This window comes from Sphingobacterium sp. UGAL515B_05 (genome assembly GCF_033097525.1).
In the GTDB taxonomy this organism is placed as follows: domain Bacteria; phylum Bacteroidota; class Bacteroidia; order Sphingobacteriales; family Sphingobacteriaceae; genus Sphingobacterium.
Map to the genome: position 1 here is coordinate 3,456,270 of NZ_CP109907.1, position 19,144 is coordinate 3,475,413.

Below are 19,144 nucleotides of genomic sequence, written 5' to 3' on the forward strand. Positions count from 1 at the left end.
AAATACAATGAAAACCGGAAACAAAAGATAGTCATCGGCAAAAAGATCCTGTTTAAAATTCCTTTCGTATTTTTAAACAGGATCTTATTATTCAAATTATGAGGGAATAAAGGTGTTTTCCACTGTGTTTTTTTGGAACTCACTTGGAGTTACGCCAAATGCCGCTTTAAAGCAGGTTGCGAAATAACGCGGATCTGAAAAACCAGTCTCAAAAGCCACTTCACTCACTGAAATGGACCGATCTTTTTCCATGATTTGACAAGCATGTTTTAGTCGTATGTTTTTAATAAACTCGCTAGGAGATACATTCAATAAAACTTTTGTCTTTCGATACAGAGTCGATTTGGATAAGCCTAGTATATCCCCAAGTTTGATTACATCAAACTGATCGTCCGAAAGATGTTGCTGGATAACCTGAATCATCTTATGCACAAACTTTTCGTCTAAAGGCGTGTGATCAAGTGTTGCTATATTAATCTGTGTATTCGTTTGAAAAACGCGTTGTCGGCAACGCTTATTGATGATGAAGCTTTGGATTTTGGCTTCTAAAACTTTAATCTCAAAAGGTTTGCTGATATAACCATCGGCGCCTGCTTGATAGCATTCAATACGATCTTCAATGCTATTTTTGGCTGTTAAGAGCAAAATTGGAATATGGTTTAGCTCTGCGTTTGATTTTAAGATCCTACAAAAATTGAGTCCATCGAGCTCGGGCATCATAATATCACTTACAATAATATCAATTTCTGTATTTTCGAGGACTTCTAATCCCTGAAGACCGTTATGTGCGATATGGACCTGATAATTGTGTGCTAAAATTCTAGCCATGGTTGAACGAAGCTCTTCATTATCTTCCACTAACAGCAGGTTAAGTCTGGGCTGTAGTATATTTTTTGATAGTCGCTGGTCGTCGGTATCAGATTCAATAATGGTCGTTTTAATTTCTTCGACAAATGGTTGTTCCATCACCTCTATTCCTTTCTTGCAGTAATATTGTTTATCGATCGGAATCGTGATCTGAAACATACTTCCAATACTTCTTTGACTCTCCACATGGATTGCACCATGATGAGCTTCTATCAGTTGTTTGGTTACCGAAAGTCCAATACCATTACTTTCAAGATGCTTTGTAGAATTATTGGTGTAAAAAGCGGTAAAAATTTTATCGACGTCCTCGGGGTATATTCCTACGCCATTATCACGAACATAAATAAAGAGTCTACTGGAATCTATTCCTTCCTCCACATGATAAGAAAGTGTAATCTTTCCACCTTGTTCGGTATATTTAAATGCATTTGATAAGAGATTGAAAAGAACTTTATCGATTTTGTCGACATCGTAGAAAAGGATTTCGGGACAGTCTCCATGTTGAATTTCAAAATCGATATTTTTCTTTTTGGCAATTGGACCAAAATGCATGGCTCCCAATTGAGTAACAAAAGAGGGGAAGTTGGATGCACTGATTTGTAGCTTCATACCATTGTTTTCCATCCTTCTGAAATCTAAGATTTGCTGGAGCAACCGTTTTAGCCGGCTTAGATTAAGGCGCATTTTATCAAATTGTTCCAAACTATTTTTCGTAGTCATCTGAACGTCATCAACTAAACAGGATATAATAGTTAGCGGCGTAAGCAAGTCGTGTGAAATATTGGTAAAATAACTGAGTTTGGACTGCGCGAGCTCCTTAGTCTTTTCTTTTTCAATTTGGGCAATTTTTAGATCACCACTCAATTTTAAACGCTTGAAAGAATAATTAATAAAAAAGAAGACAACCCCAGCGAAAATACATGTGTATAAAAAATAAGCTAAATTGCTTTCGTAGAATGAAGGCTTTTTTATTATTTCAATTTGAGTAAAAGTTGTACTCCACTTATTGTACAAGTCGGTTGATTTGACTAAAAATCGATAGTTCCCTTTACTTAAATTGTTATATGTTGCAAAGATCCGATCTCGAGGAGCATAGATCCATTCTTTGTCTACGCCTTCTAATTTATAAGCATAACGGATTTTTCCTTCCTGCGTAAAAGGTAGGGTCGAGAAGGATATTTCAATGTTTTGATCTTGGGGATTCAAGGTCAATTTAGCGGGGGAATCGCTGAATATTCCCTGTTTTGATTCCAAAATAATGGACTTATTATTAATTTTTATGTCTGAAATAAGAACTTTTTCTTTGAAATTGGGCACAATGCTATAATCGTTGAGTTGCACAACTCCATTGTAACCACCGAAGTAAACGGTATTACTGGTTTTATCTACTGCGAAAGCCCGTTTTGAAAACATGTTGACCTGAAGACTATCTGATGCTGAAAATTCACTGATATCTTTGCTTAGGCGGTTAATTTTGTATATGTTTCGGGTCGTAGACAACCAGGTATAATGATCAAGACAAACGATGTCAAGCAGCTGGTTTTTTTCAAATAATGTCGTATTGGCAATTTCCGTTACCTTCTTAGTTGTAGGTTGATAGCTAATCAACCTATTATCCTTGGTACCAATCCATAGATTCCCATCCTTATCCACATCCATGGTTTCGATCTGGTCGCTTTTTAACCCTGAGGTTTCTTTACCGATATGCATGGGTAAAGACCTTAAATCTCGATTATCTATGCAATAGATCCCATTTTCTTTGGTTGCAATCCATATATGGTTTTGATTATCTTGGGCAATGGCTACTGGTTGATCTTTTATTGTATGGATGACTGCTATATTTTCTGATTCCGATCTTTTCAGGAGCAAGCCTTTTGTTGTGGCAATCCAAAGTCGTTTTTGTTTGTCCGTGAAGAAAAATGAAGGTATTCCCCCGTGGGCGACCTGACCTGCTAGATCTATTTTTTGTAAGAATTTGATATTATTGTTAGTTTTCTGGAATATATTGATTGAAGATTCATAGGCGGATCCTACCCACAGTTCCTGTCCGAAATCCATCGCACAAGTTACGGCACGTATCGAGATCAAATCCCTAAAATTGGAATTACTATAGGTATTTAACTGATTTGTTTTAGGCGATAGGCTCCCAAAACCAAATCTTTCAAGGTTAAACCACAGAATACCTGTATTATCCCGATAGAGCATATTTAGGTTTGGAGCAATGCTGTATAAAGTTTTGATCTGTTTGAAACTATAGTTTTTTATAAGAGGTTTATCGAAACTAAACATGGAGACCCCTTTTCCTCCAATAGCGAGCCATAATGTCCCGTGTCTATCTTGATAGATATCGTTGAAGATATTTGTCGTATTGTCGAAATAACTAGATAGATCAATTTCCTGCACTAGTCCATTGTGATATTGCAGTGTAGATATCCCCGAAAAAGAAAGTACCCAAATGTATTGGCGACTTCGATCCTGGATAATGTTGTAAAATAGATCTTCTTTGCCGACATTACGTCGTTTATTTTTGATTTCAATTTCCTTATATGGATTATTTGGATCTTGTGGGTTGAATAGATAAATTCCATCTCCCCACGTGCATATCCATAGCTGCTCCCGATCATCTTCCATGATTTTGAATGGGTTGTTGCGCTGACCGAGTCTAGGGTAAGAGCGCAGTGTGCTGCTGTCGGGATTCAGTTTAAACAAGCCCGATCCCCACACACCGATCCAGATGTTGGTCTGGCTGTCTTGAAAGATCATATTAACTGTTTTACCGCGCATTAGATTATTGAGTAGCTGCGAACTTTGAGCTTCCGTCAAAGGGGTTAAGTCTTTATTATAAATAAAGATGCCATTGTCTGTTCCAATCCAGAGCCTCTTTTGACGATCTACCATCATCGTATTGACGCGAACTGTATTGACGCGTGAATCCTGTAGTGGAAATACCCTATAATTATGTTTATCGAGAACATAAACCCCACTCTCACTGCCTAAAATTAGCTTGTTACCCAACTCTATCAGCGTCCTAATAGATTGTTGGGTGGTTACTTTGCCTTCCGTGTTTCTAAGTTTAAAATTGAGTATGTTATACGCATCATAACGACTTAATCCTTGTGTGGATGCAAACCAAATATATCCTTCTTGATCTTGAATAGTCTGGTTGATCGTTAGAGAGGGAAGCTCATAATTTTTTGTCACAGGGTTGAGTCCCATTTGTTGACTATATACAATAGTTATTAGGGATAGAGATAGATACAAAAATGTGATAATCTGCTTAATACTTGCATTCATCTTAATAGTTTTTTATTTCACCAGTCCAATCCAGTGTAGGTAAACTTCTTATCGCAGTAACAGTTTCTGTGCTCAATTTTTTAGGGCTTAAATCTGAGAAGGTGTAATTGTGCTTCAATAACATCCCTATCGTACCGTGAAAAGAAAGAGTCCAACTGAATATTTTTAGGTTTATATGGATTAAAGATACAAATGTTTTTTAAATAAGTGTATATTGTACGTTTATTTAAAATAGAGCTCTTAAATACGATAGATTGGCCTTTTAGACGTAAATTGATCCCATTTTGGGTCATGATTAGTCTCTATTCAAACATCTTACACAGCGATTTGAAGTAGTTTTGTTTATCCCGGTTTGGGAATCAAAACTTATAAATCTTAAGACATGCGTATCAATTTTATTTTATGCCTATTGTTTATCGGAAATTTCTCTTTTGGACAGAAACTAAAAAAAGAAGTTGTCCTTTCTCAGCTTAAAAGTGCAAACCGGTATTGGCAATCGCATCACAAGCCAGAGGTTTGGGCATTTTGGGACCAGGCGGCCTACCATACTGGAAATATGGAATTCTATAAGATTTCAGGCTCAAAAAGCGATCTGAAATACGCTGAAGATTGGGCAAGGTTCAATGGTTGGAAAGGTGCTAAATCAACCAACAGGCAAGATTGGAAATATAGCTATGGTGAAACGGATGATTATGTTCTTTTTGGAGATTGGCAGATTTGTTTCCAGACCTATATTGATCTTTATAATTTATCGCCAAGTCCAGAAAAGATAGCTCGGGCGAAAGAAGTTATGGACTATCAGATCCATTCACCCAATACTGATTATTGGTGGTGGGCAGATGGTCTTTACATGGTTATGCCAGTCATGACCAAAATGTACAAATTGACCCAAGATCCACTTTATCTGGATAAAATGTATACCTATTTCTCCTATGCGGATAGTATTATGTTCGATAGGACGGATAAGTTATACTATCGTGACGCAAAATATGTTTATCCAAAACACAGAAGCCTCCATGGCAAAAAGGATTTTTGGGCGCGAGGTGACGGTTGGGTGTTCGCGGCCTTAGCGAAAGTTTTACAGGATCTACCCAAGCAGGATAAACATTACGATTATTATCAACGAAGATTCAAAGAAATGGCGGTTGCGATCATAAGCTGCCAACAGGATGAAGGGTTTTGGACGCGGAGCATGTTGGATCCGGATCATGCGCCGGGGAGGGAAACTAGCGGTACTGCATTCTTTACGTATGGTCTACTCTGGGGAATTAACCAAGGCGTACTCTTGAATCCGAAGTTTTCTCAGGCCGCCCTTAAAGGTTGGCACTACCTGAGTCAAATTGCTCTGCAGGATGACGGAAGAATCGGATATGTGCAGCCTATCGGTGAGAAAGCTATCCCCGGCCAAGTGGTCGACGCGAACTCTACGGCTCCATTTGGTGTAGGTGCATTCTTATTGGCCGGTACAGAAATGTACCGTTATCTCGATAAAAAATAATATAAGCTATGAAAATTAAGATGCGAGTTTTACCTTTTTTTCTGTTGCTGTTGGCAGTTCAGTTTGTCAAGGGCCAAATTGTAAAGCAGAAATCTACAGGTAATGAGGAAACAGGGAGAACTTTTTGGCTTCAAGAAATGGATCGTATGCTACGTCCTGTTTTGCGGAGCTTGGCCCATGATAGCCTACGATTAAACATGCCGCAGACAACATCAAATCATGTGGATAACAGAGAACATCGTATCAAAGTGCAATATGTTGAGGTACTGGGACGAGTATTGTCTGGTATAACCCCTTGGCTTTCATTGGATGGTGGTTCTGTCGCTGAAAGACAGCTACGTGATCAATATAGAATTTGGACGATTCAAGCACTTAAAAATGCATTGGATAGTAACGCACGGGATTTTATGCGTTTTGATCTTGGGGGGCAACAACTTGTAGATGCCTCCTTTATTGCTTTAGGTTTTATGCGAAGTCCATGGCTGTGGGATCACCTTGATCATCAAACCAAAAAGAATTTAATTGCATCGATAAAGATTACGCGGCAATTTCGTCCAGCATATTCAAATTGGTTGCTTTTCTCGGCGATGAATGAAGCGTTCTTAGCCAAATATTCGGAGGATTGGGATGTCATGCGTGTCGACTATGCTTTGCAGCAACTGGAACAATGGTATGTTGGTGATGGTATGTATATGGATGGCCCACAGTATGCTTTCGATTACTATAATAGTTATGTGATTCATCCTTTTTTGGGGGGTATCATGGATGTGATCCAATTGAAAACCCCGAACTATGATAACATGTTTGCGAAAATCAGGCTTCGAAACGAACGCTATGCTATTATCCAAGAGCGGCTGATCAATGCAGACGGTAGTTTTCCGCCAACAGGAAGATCCGTAATTTATAGGGCCGCGGCCTTTCATCACTTGGCAGACATGGCGTTTAAGAAGCGACTCCCAAGAGAACTGACAAACGGGCAGGTCCGTGGAGCGCTGTCTGCTGTATTAAAAAAAACAACAGAGAATCCAAGTACTTATCAAAATGGCTGGTTGACGTTGGGCATGTATGGTAGTCAACCTGGTCTCGCCGATTCTTACAATAATCAAGGAAGTCCTTACCTCTGTTCGGTGATTTTTTTGCCTTTGGGGCTGCCGGATGATGATCCTTTCTGGACAAGTGAAGTTACAGATTGGAGTGCCAAACGTGTCTGGTCAGGACAGGATTGGAATACAGATCATAGCAAGGGCATTCGCTAATACAGTACCTATGAAACGAGCATTAAAGGCTCAATTAAGAAAATGAATGAAAAGATATCTTAGTCAAATTTTAAGAATAGGGATGCTCTGTTTTGTATCCCAATTATTTCTCTGTCAGGTGCAGGGACAAAAAATTAAGGAAACAATAGCGGGGAGCGGATGGGCAAAGAATACGGTTAATACGGCTGTATTTCGCAAAAATTCCTTAGCAAGTGACCGTAAGTATCAGTATATATCTTATTATGACGACGAGGGATATGTCGTTTTAGGCCGACGTCTGCTATCGGGAAAGACTTGGCAGTTGCGGCGTACCGCTTATACTGGCCATGCCGAAGATGCACACAATGTTATCAGCATTATGGTGGACAAGGCTGGATATCTTCACGTATGCTGGGATCAGCATGACAGTCGATTGAGGTATGCACGTTCTCTTCATCCTAATAGCCTCGTGCTTGGTTATGAGCAGGTTATGGTAGGTCGAAATGAAACACAGGTGACTTACCCCGAATTTTTAAAACTGCCTAATGGCCAGCTGCTATTTCTATATCGGGATGGGGGATCGGGCAATGGCAATCTCGTGGTGAATAGCTATGACGTGAAACAGCAGCAATGGAAACGTATTCATAGCAACTTGATTGATGGTGAAGGAAAGAGAAATGCGTATTGGCAAAGTTATGTTGATAATCAGGGAACGATACATCTATCTTGGGTCTGGCGTGAAAGCCCAAATGTGGCAAGTAATCATGATATGGCGTATGCCTGTTCAAAAGATGGCGGATTAACCTGGGAGCGCAGCAATGGAACGAGATATAATCTGCCGATGAAAGCATCTACCGTAGAATATGCTGCCCGTATACCGCAGCAGCACGAACTGATTAATCAGACATCAATCGCTGCTGACGACAAGGGAAATCCTTTTATAGCCAGTTATTGGCGTAATCCAGGTTCTCGGATTCCACAATATAAAGTTATTTATTTGCAGGACAGCGAATGGAAAGTCCGCTCTTTTGATTTTAGAAGGACCTCATTTAGCTTAAGTGGTGGTGGAACAAAAGAGATTCCTATCGCTAGACCGCAGCTCTTGGTCCGGGGTAAAGATGATAGAATTGCCTTAACGCTGATTTTTCGAGACCAGGAAAGGGGATATCGGCCTTCGATTTTGACCTTACAGGGGATGCAGCGAGAAGCGAATGATCCTGTTGATCTTTGTGATGAATCTGTAGGATCTTGGGAACCTACATATGATACTGAGCTGTGGCGAAAAAAACGCAAGATAGCATTATTCGTACAGGCTACGGTCCAAAAGGATGGTGAGGGGTTAGCGGAAACTGCTCCGACAACCGTCAAAGTGCTGGAGTGGCGCGATAAAACCAGAAAAAAATAAGGAGATGAAAAATATGAAAATAAAACAGCAGATATCTCGAATTTTGAAGATAGTTTGTTTTTTTGTTGGCTTCGGAACGATTGTACAGGCGCAGACAAAAGCGGTTTTTGAGCTTAAAAATCCAGACTTTAAAAGAAGCCCATATACTGGCCTGACACGCCAGCATTGGTTGGATGCAGCGTCCTATTTGTTAGAAGGGGCTTTTTCAGAGGTTCAAGATCTTAATAGTCCCATGTTATTTGCCAAACAGCCTGGACGTAGCTATCCCAGAGATGGGGTGCACAACGAAACGGAACGATTAGAGGGGCTGTGCCGCACGCTTTTCATAGCTATCCCACTTTTAAAGGAAAATGCTGACTATAGGATTCGAGATATTCGTGTGGCGGATTATTATCGGCATCAATTGGAACAGCTATTGGACGAGAATTCTGAAAGTTATATTGCTCCACTTCCCAAAGATGGAGGGCCAAGTCAAAAGCTGGTGGAATTTGGCGGTTTAGCTGTTGCACTGATGGCTGCTCCAGAAGTGCTGTGGGATCCTTTGACAGCACATACAAAAAATGCGCTCGCCCAGACCATGCTAAGTTATGGCAATGGGCCAACGATACAGATGAATTGGCGCTTTTTCAATATCATGATCCTAAGTTTTTTTAAAAGTAGAGGCTATGCCGTCCGAGAGGATTATATCAGGGATCTTTTGGAAAAATGCTTAAAAGACTATCGTGGCGATGGATGGTATAATGACAGTCCATATTATGATTACTACAGCATGTGGGCTTTTCAGCTCTATGGGACAATATGGGCAAATAACTATGGCGATAGAATGTATCCTGAACTTGCGGCTCGATTTAAGGCGAACCTACGGGACGTTGTTAAAAGCTATCCTTATTTATTTAGTCGTAATGGTGAAATGATTATGTGGGGGCGTAGTATTTCTTATCGTATGGGGGCCGCTGTCCCTTTTCCACTATTGGGGGTACTGGATGATCCGTCCATTAACTATGGTTGGATGCGGCGAATTGCGTCAGGCACGCTGTTACAGTTTCTAGAAAACCCAGATTTTCTTTCAGATGGTGTTCCAAATCTTGGTTTTTATGGTCCTTTTGATCCCGCAGTGCAGGAGTATAGCTGCCGGGGAAGTGCATACTGGTTAGGAAAGTTTTTTCTAGGTCTTTTAGTTCCTGAAGATAGTGGGTTTTGGACGTCACCGGAAAATTTAGGTGATTGGGATAATAAAATTCCTGGAGCAAAGGTATTAAATACCTATGTTAAAGGTGCTGAAATCCTTATCACTGATTATGATAAAATTGGCGCTTCGGAAATTCGTTCTTGGAACTCAAGCGAGAAAGTGGGCTATTACCAAGGAACAGAAAATTATAATAAGCTATCGTATAGCAGTGCATTTCCTTGGCAGGCTGATGGAAAGAACGGAGAAATTTCAATGAATTACAGTTTTCAAAACAGTTCGAAGAAATGGGAATCACTTCGTATCTATCAATTTAAAGGTTATGAGCAGGGAATATATCGTCGTTTCGCAACCTTAGCCTCGGACACGACTGTGCATGTGGCTTTATCGGAGATGACATTGGAAAATGGATTTTTGAGATGTGATCAAGTACTTTCGAACAAACCTTTGATCTTTCGTTTAGGGCATTATGCCCTTCCAAAATGGAAAGATAAACCTATTCAAACGCATAAACTTCAGTATAAAGGGCAGGAGGCGATGATTTTAGATAATGGCGAGTACCAATTGGCTATGGTGAGGCTAATGGGCTGGCAGGGAATAGAAAGCATAAGCTGTCATGGGCTTCATCCTGTAGCCGAGGAGAGTGCCGTGTTGAATTGTTTTGTACAGGAAGGGAGACCACGAGAAAAATGGTATGTTACTTTGCAGCTGTGGAAAAGGTCGGGGGAAAAATGGGCGAATGACGAGTTGTTCCCGCAATTGAAAGCGACGGATAAAAAAGTGGAGATCCGGTGGCAAAATGGAGAAAGACACGTATTTGAGATTCTCCCATAGCCTGTGCAAAAACAAGAGGATAAAAAGAAAGCCACCGCAATAAATGTCTATCAGATGAGGGCCAAATTCGCTCTTTAGTCATTGTTTGTTCATTGTTTGTTCAGTGATCGTTCAGTGATGATTCAGTGATGATTCAGTGTAGACTGACTAGCTACTGACTGATTATTGTCTAAATATTGGTTAAACTTTGGTGTTAGATACTACTTGGTACACGTATGTTCAATTTTAATTGCCAACAGCTTCTTTCCGAATAAACCGGTTTTCAACTATGAAACCGAAACCTCAAATCAAATTGCCTTGAGCTTGGCTCTGCTTTTCTGATAAGATCTTTTTGAGGTTCTTGTCTTAGCTCCATACAAATGAGGTTCTAATAGTCTGACGGAATCAGTTTATACATGTTCAATGATGGCTTTTTTCGGTGTTTTGAAGCAAATTTCAACTCAATTGAACTAAAATCAAACACACTGATTTCACTTCACAGCTACTTTTGTCTTAAGTCTAACGATACTGTTTGACGAGATTATTTGCTTGTTTATCCGGGAAAATATGCGCGCTATTTTCATTAGGTAACAAGAACACCAATTATAAACAACAGTCTATGAATTCAAATTGAAAGAATATCCATTGGAAATTCTGGCATTGCTAGGTTGATCCCAGAAGCACTTAGAGAATAATATGCTAACCAAATCAATTATTAAACAAACTATGTTAAATCATTACTATAACAGATACACAAAAAGGGGACTCTTATTGAATAGTCTCTTTTTGATCGCTATGTCCAGTTATGGGCAGAGCACAAATGTGAAAGGGATCATTAAAGACACCTCAGGAAAGGGCATTGCAGGTGTTACAATTCGTGTCAAAGGTGGTACAGAAACAGTACAGACAAATGCTCAGGGGAATTTTGTGATTCAAGTATCCGCTGGAAGTACCTTAATCATCAGGTCAGTTGGATTTCAGGAGAAGCAGATTACGGTTGGGCAACAGGCCAATTTGGATATAGCGCTTCTGCCTTCAGAAAATGTGCTGGAAGAGCTTGTTGTGGTAGGTTATGGTAGCCAGAAGAGATCAGACATAACGGGATCAGTGGCTTCGGTTCCCAAAGACCGTCTTTCAAAAATTCCTGTAAACAATGTGATGCAAGCTATTCAGGGAGCGGTATCCAATGTGACAGTCTCACAGGCATCATCGATTCCGGGAGATGCTCCTTCTGCACAGGTGCGTGGTAGAAATTCAATCAATGCAAATTCTGAACCTTACATCGTAGTAGATGGAATTCCATTGTCGCGTACAGATGGGTCAATTAACGATATCAATCCCAATGATATAGAGTCTGTCGAAGTACTTAAAGATCCATCTGCGGTAGCGATTTATGGCGTGAATGGTTCTAATGGTGTCATTCTGATTACAACAAAAAGAGGGGTTTCAGGAAAACCTTCGATTCGATATAGTGGTTACGGCGGTGTGGAAAATGTTGCACATATCCTCGAACCAGTTTCAGGTGAAGAGCTTTTAAAGCGTTATGCCGAGTACGCACGGATTACTAATACAAGTTTATACAACGGTGGTCCGGTACGTAATCAATATGAATATGACAATTATGCAAATGGTGTGACAACAGACTGGTTGGATGCGGTTATGCAGACTGGCGTTGTACAAAATCATAATGTGAGTTTGTCTGGCGGAAGCGAAAATGCAAAGTATTTTGTTTCGGGAGACTATCTAAACGAAAAAGGGGTGCTATTGGGATACAATTACAAACGATACTCTTTTCGGACAAATACCGATTTTAAGGCTACAAAGTATCTTTCAGTAGGTACATCTTCATTTATCGTCGCGCATAATAGGGATGGTGGACGGGCAAATCTTTTGCAGGCTGCGGCAATGAGTCCTTACGCTAGAATGTATAACGAGGACGGTTCGTTAACACAGTATCCCATGTATTCGGAGCAATTATGGTCTAATCCATTATTGCCGACTACCTTGGATCCGCAACGCCGACAATTTAATATTTCATTGAATGGCTATGCAGAATTAAATTTTGGTGAATTATACAAGCCATTAGCTGGATTAAAGTACAAATTGAATGCAGGTTATTCCTATATACCTGTCAGGAACAATGAATATGAAGGGGAGTCTGTGTATAATTTTGCTGGGCTCGGACGTATTACCAATAGTGAAACACAGTCCTATACCGTAGAGAATATATTGACTTATACCAAAGACTTTGGTAAGCACCATATTGACTTCACGGGGTTATATGCCGCAAAGAGCAAATATTGGCAACAAGCAATTGCAACAGGAGAGGTATTTCCTAACGATGCATTAGGATGGGGAAATTTGGGGCTGCTTCAACGCAAAAAGTTTCGTCTACTGCAGATTTATACCGTTCTATTTCACAAATGGGTCGCTTAAATTATGCTTATGATAGCCGCTATATGTTGACCTTGACTGTCCGCCGGGATGGTGCATCTGTTTTCGGAAGAAACAATAAATATGGTGCATTTCCATCGGCAGCAGCGGCATGGAATATTCATAATGAATCTTTCATGCAGAATACAAAACACATTGTCAGCAATTTAAAATGGCGTATTTCTTATGGACTTTCTGGAAATGAGGCGATCGGTATTTATCAGACCCAATTCTTAATGAATTCCAATCCTATGGCAATGAACGGTTTATCGACGACTGCTTTAAATATTCGTACGTTGATGGGCAATGATAATCTGCAGTGGGAAAAAACGAAAGGTTTAAATACTGGCGTCGACTTTGGACTATTTAATAATCGGATCTCAGGTAGTATTGATGTCTATAAATCCAGTACTTATGATATGCTATTGCAGCAACTTTTGCCAAAATTAACTGGTTTTGTGAATGTATATTCCAATATGGGTAAATTGCAGAATACTGGTTTAGACTTGACCTTGAATACAAAAAATATTGTGAAGGATCATTTTAACTGGTCAAGTACATTGGTATTCTCCCGTAATAAAAATAAAATTACTGAAGTGTATGGCAATGGTAAGGAGGATTTGGGCAATAGATGGTTTATTGGTCAGCCCGTAGGCGTAATTTATGATTACACGAAAGTTGGTATCTGGCAGGAGGATGAGATTGCATCTGGCGCGAATAAAGGTTGGGATGATGCTGCGCAAGCGGGAGATCTTAAATTAGCCGATTTAAATGCTGATGGAAAAGTTGATGATGGTGATCGATCTGTTCTGGGACAGACTGCGCCGAAGTGGACTGCAGGTTTGACAAATTCGTTTACATATAAGGCGTTTACGCTTAATGTTTTTATAAATACAGTACAAGGGGCATTACGTAATAATCCGCAGATTGGCGGGGCGTCGGATGAGATGGGACGTCGCAGTACACCAGCGGCACTGGGATATTGGACACCGGAAAACAAAAGCAACGAATGGCGTTCTTTGGGGAATCACTCCAATATTCATGGTTATGGTTTTCCTTCAAATGCGAGTTTTACCCGATTGAAAGACGTGACCTTAAGCTATACAATGCCGCAACAGCTTGTCGAAAAAATTGGTGTGCAGGGCCTGACGGTATATGCAAGTGGGCGCAATTTGTATACATGGACCAACTGGTTGGGCTGGGATCCTGAGGCACGTGATATTACACGTGGATCCACGAACGATGCAATTAACTATCCGATGGTGAGGACTTATGTTTTAGGGATTAACCTTAGTTTTTAACGATACCGCATCATTTTTCAAAATCAATTATATACACATGAAAAAGACGATAAACAATTATACAACTTTATTTTCCATGCTGGCTTTGTTGTCCGTAGGAGCAAGTTCTTGTGGTAAAGGTTATTTGGACGAAAAACCCTATTCAAGTTATGATGCTACCAATGTTGATCCGACTACAGTTGAGAACAGATTGTTAGGCTTACATTACAATTTTGCGCAGCTCTGGGGGTATAGTGGCAGACAGGGATTTCTTTCCTGTTGGCAGATTGGCACAGATATTACAAATGCTGGATCAACGGAGGGAGTCGAAAATCCTTTTTATCAGTATGCCGATCTGAACTCCGAAAATGGAGGCGTAAGCTTTTTATGGGAAAAATGTTACGCATTTATTAACAATGCGAACCTTGTGATAGATGGGGTGGGAGATAGCAATGCGAAAGCTTCTGCCGAGGCAAAATTTTTTCGCGCCTATGCCTATAATATACTTGTTACCCTTTGGGGTGACGTGCCTCTGCTGACAAGTTCGATCAAAGTACCTTCATTTAATTATACACGGACCTCAGTTGCAGAAATTGACAAAGTTATAGCCGCAGATCTGGATTATGCTATTAAAGAGCTCCCAGATCTTGGAAAAGCCAGTGCGCCTAGCCGCATTAACAAAGATATGGCAAGACAGCTTGCTGCAGAAGCGTTTTTAAGAATAGGTATGCGGGACGCGAGCTATTTGGGACAGGCAGAAGCAATGGCAACGGCTATTATCGATGGCGGTAATTATAAACTGATCGAAGCACGCTACGGAAAATATCTGTCCGAAGGGGGTGATTATTTTAGAGATATGTTTCGGCAGGGTAATATGCGTCGAGGACAGGGAAATACCGAGGCAATCTGGACCTTTGAAGTAGAACTTAATCGAGAAGTAAACGGTGGTACTATTGATAACCCCCAACAACGCCGGGTATGGCAGCCGGCTTACCATAAATGGGATGGGATGATTAATGCCGATTCGCTGGGGGGAAGAGGAAATGGCAGGTTAAGGCTTAGCAATTTTATGAAATATAAGGTCTGGCAAGGTCTAAAGGGAGATATAAGAAATAGTAATTTCAATATTCGACGTACAACGAATTACAATCGTCCAAACTTTAGTGCAGAAATTGGTGTTGACGCGGATGGATTTCGGGTAGCAAAAGGTACCGGAATCAAAAATGTTGTCATCAAGACAGGGGATAAAGTTATCCCTTTCCGAACCGATAGTTTGGAAGTTTGGTATCCTTTTCCAACGAAATGGGGGGGGTATGATCCATTAGATGATTTTGGCTATGCATTGGTAAAAGATTGGCCTGTCATGAGATTTGGCGAAACCTATTTGTTGCGAGCAGAAGCTCGTTTGCGTCAGGGAAATACAGCAGGTGCCGCAGAGGATATCAATAAACTGCGAGACCGCTCGTTCAAAGCAGCACGCGTGGAGTCCAGTAATAATCAATTGGGAAAAGTCGCAGCCAGTCAATTAACGATTGATTTTATTCTGGACGAAAGAGCCCGTGAACTGATTTCGGAAGAAAATCGTCGAATGACGTTAGTTAGAATGAATAAATTGAAGGAACGTATTTTACTTAATGGTGATTCCGGTCCAGCAAATAAGATAACGACAGGTTTTCAGGATTACAATGTCTTATTGCCGATTCCACTAACTGAAATTCAGCTGAATAATAAAGACGGAGATAACCTAAAACAAAATCCAGGCTATAAATAGAATTTTTCGTCTTGAATATGGATGCTATATTTTAGGCGAATCAACAGATTATCGGACAATGGGCTTATTCTTGAATAAGTCCATTGTCTTTATTTTTTATAAATGTTATTTTCGTAAAAAAAGATTATGAGTATAGCTTTGCTATTGAATAGTGCTCGGGCAGAAGAGTGGAAGGCCGAGATTGCTAAACATTTGCCTGAAGTAAAGGTGGAGATATATCCCGAAATAGAAAATTATGAGGCAATAGAATTTGCGCTTTGTTGGAAACCTGATGTTAATTACTATACTCATTTTCCTAATTTAAAAGTTATTCAGTCCGGAGGGGCGGGTATAGATCATTTATTTCCAAACAAGATTCCTGCGCAGCTCCACGTTTGCAGGATTATAGATCCAATGCTGAAAAGCGATATGTTTGAGCATATTTTGACCTGTTTGATGTATGCAATGAAGAATTTTTCAGCGTATACTGCAGGAAAGAAACAACAGCATTGGCAACCGCTAGTATATAAATCCAATGGTGAAACCAGCGTGACCATTTTAGGTTTAGGTGAGATTGGAGCTTATGTTGCTGAAAGGTTGGTCCAATTGGGATTTCAAGTTAAAGGTTGGTCCAGTTCCCCTAAAGAGCTTTCTGGGGTAGTTTCTTTTACGGGGCAGGAGGGGCTGGGATCAGCTGTGGAAAATAGTGATTTTGTTGTTAACATTCTACCTTTGACCGATATTACTAGAGGGATTCTGGATCGTAATCTTTTTAATTTGTGTACGCGTGGAACGATTCTTATTAACGTTGGTAGAGGCGAACATCTCGTTGAAAATGAGCTGCTGGAAGCGATTGACAAGGGGCAGATTGCCGAGGCTTACCTTGATGTATTTCATCAGGAACCGTTGCCAAAAGAACATCCATTTTGGTCCTGTTCTTCTATTTTTATAACACCACATATAGCGAGTAGGACCAATATCAGTTCGTCGGTCCAACAGGTAGTGGATAATTATAAACGAATGATTCAGGGGCAGGCTTTACTGAATGAGGTTTCTTTAAAAAAAGGGTATTAATGATAATATTCCTTAAAGGAGATAAAGATCAGGTAATCTAAGATATGAATTGAGCATATTTTTTTGTTGTTGATTTTTTATAAACTTATAGGTAAACGAGTTTATTTTTTTAGATTTATATAGTCAATTATCCTTGCTTTATTAATAGTTTTATGAAAGTACAAGTCTCCGCAAATTTTAAGAAACATGCACGTAAAACAATTCTGTCTATTGTTGTTTTTGTAATCACATATATCTTACTTCTTCTCTTGGCAATAGGTATCACGGTTGGTTTTACGCTATTGGGAATAGTGATTTTCGCAAGCAAGCCTATGTTTTTAACCGCGGTATTGTGTTTGGGGTTATTCGGTTCGGGACTTACCATTCTATTCTTTTTATTAAAATTTGTCTTTACCTCGACAAAAGTTGATACAGGTCATCTTACCCGCATATATGAAGGTGACGAGCCGCAGCTATTCGCACTTATCCATGAAGTAGCGAAAGAGGTGGATACAAGTTTTCCAAAGAAAGTATTTCTTTCTCACGATGTCAATGCATCGGTGTTTTACGACTCGAATTTCTGGAGCATGTTTCTTCCAATTCAAAAAAACCTACAGATTGGTGTTGGACTGGTAAATTCGGTAACACAGCAGGAATTAAAGGCTATTCTCGCCCATGAATTTGGACACTTCTCACAAAAGAGCATGAAGGTAGGTAGTTATGTATACCATGTCAATCAAATTATCTACAACATGTTGTATAAAAACGAATCACTTGATAAAATGTTTGAGAAATGGGGAAATATCGGTGGTTATTCGGCTATTTTCATCAGTCTATCCATTTTTATTATTCAGCAGATCCAGCATGTTTTGAAACATCTTTATGAGTATGTAAATCTCAATTATCTCGCGCTATCGCGCGAAATGGAGTTCCATGCGGATGAAATTGCAGCGCATGTTGCAGGTTCCCAAGCTTTGGCCGATTCACTATTGCGATTGAGCTTTGCCAATCATGCACTCACGAATGTACTTAGCTTTTATGATAGCAAATTTTCTGAAAATATACGGAGTAGTAACATTTATCCCGAACATAGGTGTGTTATGTTGATGTTTGCTGAGCGGAATAGATATCAGATGCGGAATGGCCTGCCACAGATCGAATTGGCAACTTTAAAAAAGTATGATAAATCAAAGTTAAATCTTGAAAACCAGTGGTCATCACATCCCTCGGATGAAGACCGGGTAATAGCACTACAGAAGCTTAATATTGTTAAGCAGGAAACCGTCAATGATCCTGCTATTGCCTTACTTTCCAATGGAGCTGCAATAGCCAATCAAATTTCTGATAAATTATTTTCGGGGATACAGTATCAGCAGATGCCTTCAGCCCTAGAGATTACATCTTTTGCGGAGGATTTTGAAAAGAGAATAGCGATGTATGCGATCGATCAAAGATTCAATGATTTCTATGATTATAATCATCCTATCTTGAAAGGGGATACGCTCATGGGAAAAAAGCCAGCCCAACAATCGTTTGAAGAATTATTCGCCGATAGTAAGGTTGAAGCACTTTATGAGCTCAATAGTTTGGAAAATGATAAATATGTTGTTGAAGCAATTAGCAAAGGCGAGATAAAGTTAAAGACTTTTGATTACGATGGTACGAAATATCGGCCAGCAGATGCAACCGGATTACTCCAAAAAATTGCGGAAGACATTGCTATCACGGCGAAAAAAATAGCAGGTTATAACCAGGATATTCACTTTTATTTTGAACAACTTGCGGAAGTTCAGGGGAAACACCCAGAATTTGAACATAAATATAAGGACTTTGCTTTGTTTAATAAAAATTATGAAGCGGGACAGACCCGCTATAATGAAATGGTGGAGAACACAACGTTTGTATTTCAGACGCTCCCTTTTGTGGATATTGAAGCTAGATTGAGCGATCTTAAAAAAAGGGAAGAGGAATTTAAAAAAGAACTTGCTGTACTGCTCGAGCTTCCTGAAAGCAAACTTGATATGGAAGAGCAACTAATCAGCTCTTTGGATAATTATATTAGCAGCGAGCTCGTTTATTTTCATGTAGATCATTATAACGAAGAGAATCTCCAAATCATGTTTAATGCTATTTCAACGTATAAGAAATTACTCGACGATCATCATTTTGCTAAGAAAAGGTGTTATTTGAATTTTATGCTGACGCTTGAAGAAAATAAAGACAAGGGCAGCGTTCTGTCGCAATTGACCACTTAGATTGACGGTTTGTCCCTAGGCTAAACTCACGACGATAGTTTAAATTTGATGTATAGTGATCCGATTTACAATTGG

At 39.8% G+C, this 19,144-nt stretch carries 10 protein-coding genes; 9 read left to right on the plus strand and 1 reads right to left on the minus strand.

The genetic code is table 11. The annotated features are described in order from the left end of the window. Positions 1-96: 96 nt before the first annotated feature. Positions 97-4,161, minus strand: coding sequence for a response regulator (locus OK025_RS14110; RefSeq protein ID WP_317664622.1), 4,065 nt, complete (start codon positions 4,159-4,161; stop codon positions 97-99). 382 nt (positions 4,162-4,543) lie between these two features. On the opposite strand from OK025_RS14110, the gene OK025_RS14115 reads away from it, so the two are divergent. From OK025_RS14115 to OK025_RS14155, 9 genes are all read left to right on the plus strand, one after another. After that, positions 4,544-5,659, plus strand: coding sequence for a glycoside hydrolase family 88 protein (locus OK025_RS14115; RefSeq protein ID WP_317664623.1), 1,116 nt, complete (start codon positions 4,544-4,546; stop codon positions 5,657-5,659). Positions 5,660-5,667: 8 nt separating this feature from the next. Continuing rightward, complete coding sequence (locus OK025_RS14120; RefSeq protein WP_317664624.1) at positions 5,668-6,915, plus strand: DUF2264 domain-containing protein; 1,248 nt, start codon at positions 5,668-5,670, stop codon at positions 6,913-6,915. A 46-nt stretch (positions 6,916-6,961) separates the two neighbouring features. Next, positions 6,962-8,299 (plus strand): BNR repeat-containing protein, encoded by a 1,338-nt coding sequence (locus OK025_RS14125; RefSeq protein ID WP_317664625.1) that lies wholly within the window; start codon positions 6,962-6,964, stop codon positions 8,297-8,299. 4 nt (positions 8,300-8,303) lie between these two features. After that, positions 8,304-10,319, plus strand: a complete 2,016-nt coding sequence (locus OK025_RS14130; protein ID WP_317664626.1) for a DUF2264 domain-containing protein — start codon at positions 8,304-8,306, stop codon at positions 10,317-10,319. 705 nt (positions 10,320-11,024) lie between these two features. Then, positions 11,025-12,734, plus strand: coding sequence for a SusC/RagA family TonB-linked outer membrane protein (locus OK025_RS14135; RefSeq protein WP_317664628.1), 1,710 nt, complete (start codon positions 11,025-11,027; stop codon positions 12,732-12,734). After that, positions 12,722-14,032, plus strand: a complete 1,311-nt coding sequence (locus OK025_RS14140) for a SusC/RagA family TonB-linked outer membrane protein (protein ID WP_317664630.1) — start codon at positions 12,722-12,724, stop codon at positions 14,030-14,032. Before OK025_RS14135 ends, OK025_RS14140 begins: the two co-directional genes overlap by 13 nt. A gap of 37 nt (positions 14,033-14,069) precedes the next feature. Continuing rightward, the gene (locus OK025_RS14145) at positions 14,070-15,782 is read left to right on the plus strand and encodes a RagB/SusD family nutrient uptake outer membrane protein (protein WP_317664631.1); all 1,713 of its coding nucleotides are present in this window, start codon (positions 14,070-14,072) and stop codon (positions 15,780-15,782) included. A 126-nt stretch (positions 15,783-15,908) separates the two neighbouring features. After that, complete coding sequence (locus OK025_RS14150) at positions 15,909-16,835, plus strand: glyoxylate/hydroxypyruvate reductase A (RefSeq protein ID WP_317664633.1); 927 nt, start codon at positions 15,909-15,911, stop codon at positions 16,833-16,835. 152 nt (positions 16,836-16,987) lie between these two features. After that, complete coding sequence (locus tag OK025_RS14155; RefSeq protein WP_317664635.1) at positions 16,988-19,069, plus strand: M48 family metallopeptidase; 2,082 nt, start codon at positions 16,988-16,990, stop codon at positions 19,067-19,069. Positions 19,070-19,144 lie beyond the last annotated feature (75 nt).

What these genes read in the sequence shown, in the direction of transcription:
- OK025_RS14110 (WP_317664622.1), bottom strand. Translation starts at nt 4,161, where the DNA reads ATGAATGCAAGTATTAAGCAGATTATCACATTTTTGTATCTATCTCTA.
- OK025_RS14115 (WP_317664623.1), top strand. Translation starts at nt 4,544, where the DNA reads ATGCGTATCAATTTTATTTTATGCCTATTGTTTATCGGAAATTTCTCT.
- OK025_RS14120 (WP_317664624.1), top strand. Translation starts at nt 5,668, where the DNA reads ATGAAAATTAAGATGCGAGTTTTACCTTTTTTTCTGTTGCTGTTGGCA.
- OK025_RS14125 (WP_317664625.1), top strand. Translation starts at nt 6,962, where the DNA reads ATGAAAAGATATCTTAGTCAAATTTTAAGAATAGGGATGCTCTGTTTT.
- OK025_RS14130 (WP_317664626.1), top strand. Translation starts at nt 8,304, where the DNA reads ATGAAAAATATGAAAATAAAACAGCAGATATCTCGAATTTTGAAGATA.
- OK025_RS14135 (WP_317664628.1), top strand. Translation starts at nt 11,025, where the DNA reads ATGTTAAATCATTACTATAACAGATACACAAAAAGGGGACTCTTATTG.
- OK025_RS14140 (WP_317664630.1), top strand. Translation starts at nt 12,722, where the DNA reads ATGGGTCGCTTAAATTATGCTTATGATAGCCGCTATATGTTGACCTTG.
- OK025_RS14145 (WP_317664631.1), top strand. Translation starts at nt 14,070, where the DNA reads ATGAAAAAGACGATAAACAATTATACAACTTTATTTTCCATGCTGGCT.
- OK025_RS14150 (WP_317664633.1), top strand. Translation starts at nt 15,909, where the DNA reads ATGAGTATAGCTTTGCTATTGAATAGTGCTCGGGCAGAAGAGTGGAAG.
- OK025_RS14155 (WP_317664635.1), top strand. Translation starts at nt 16,988, where the DNA reads ATGAAAGTACAAGTCTCCGCAAATTTTAAGAAACATGCACGTAAAACA.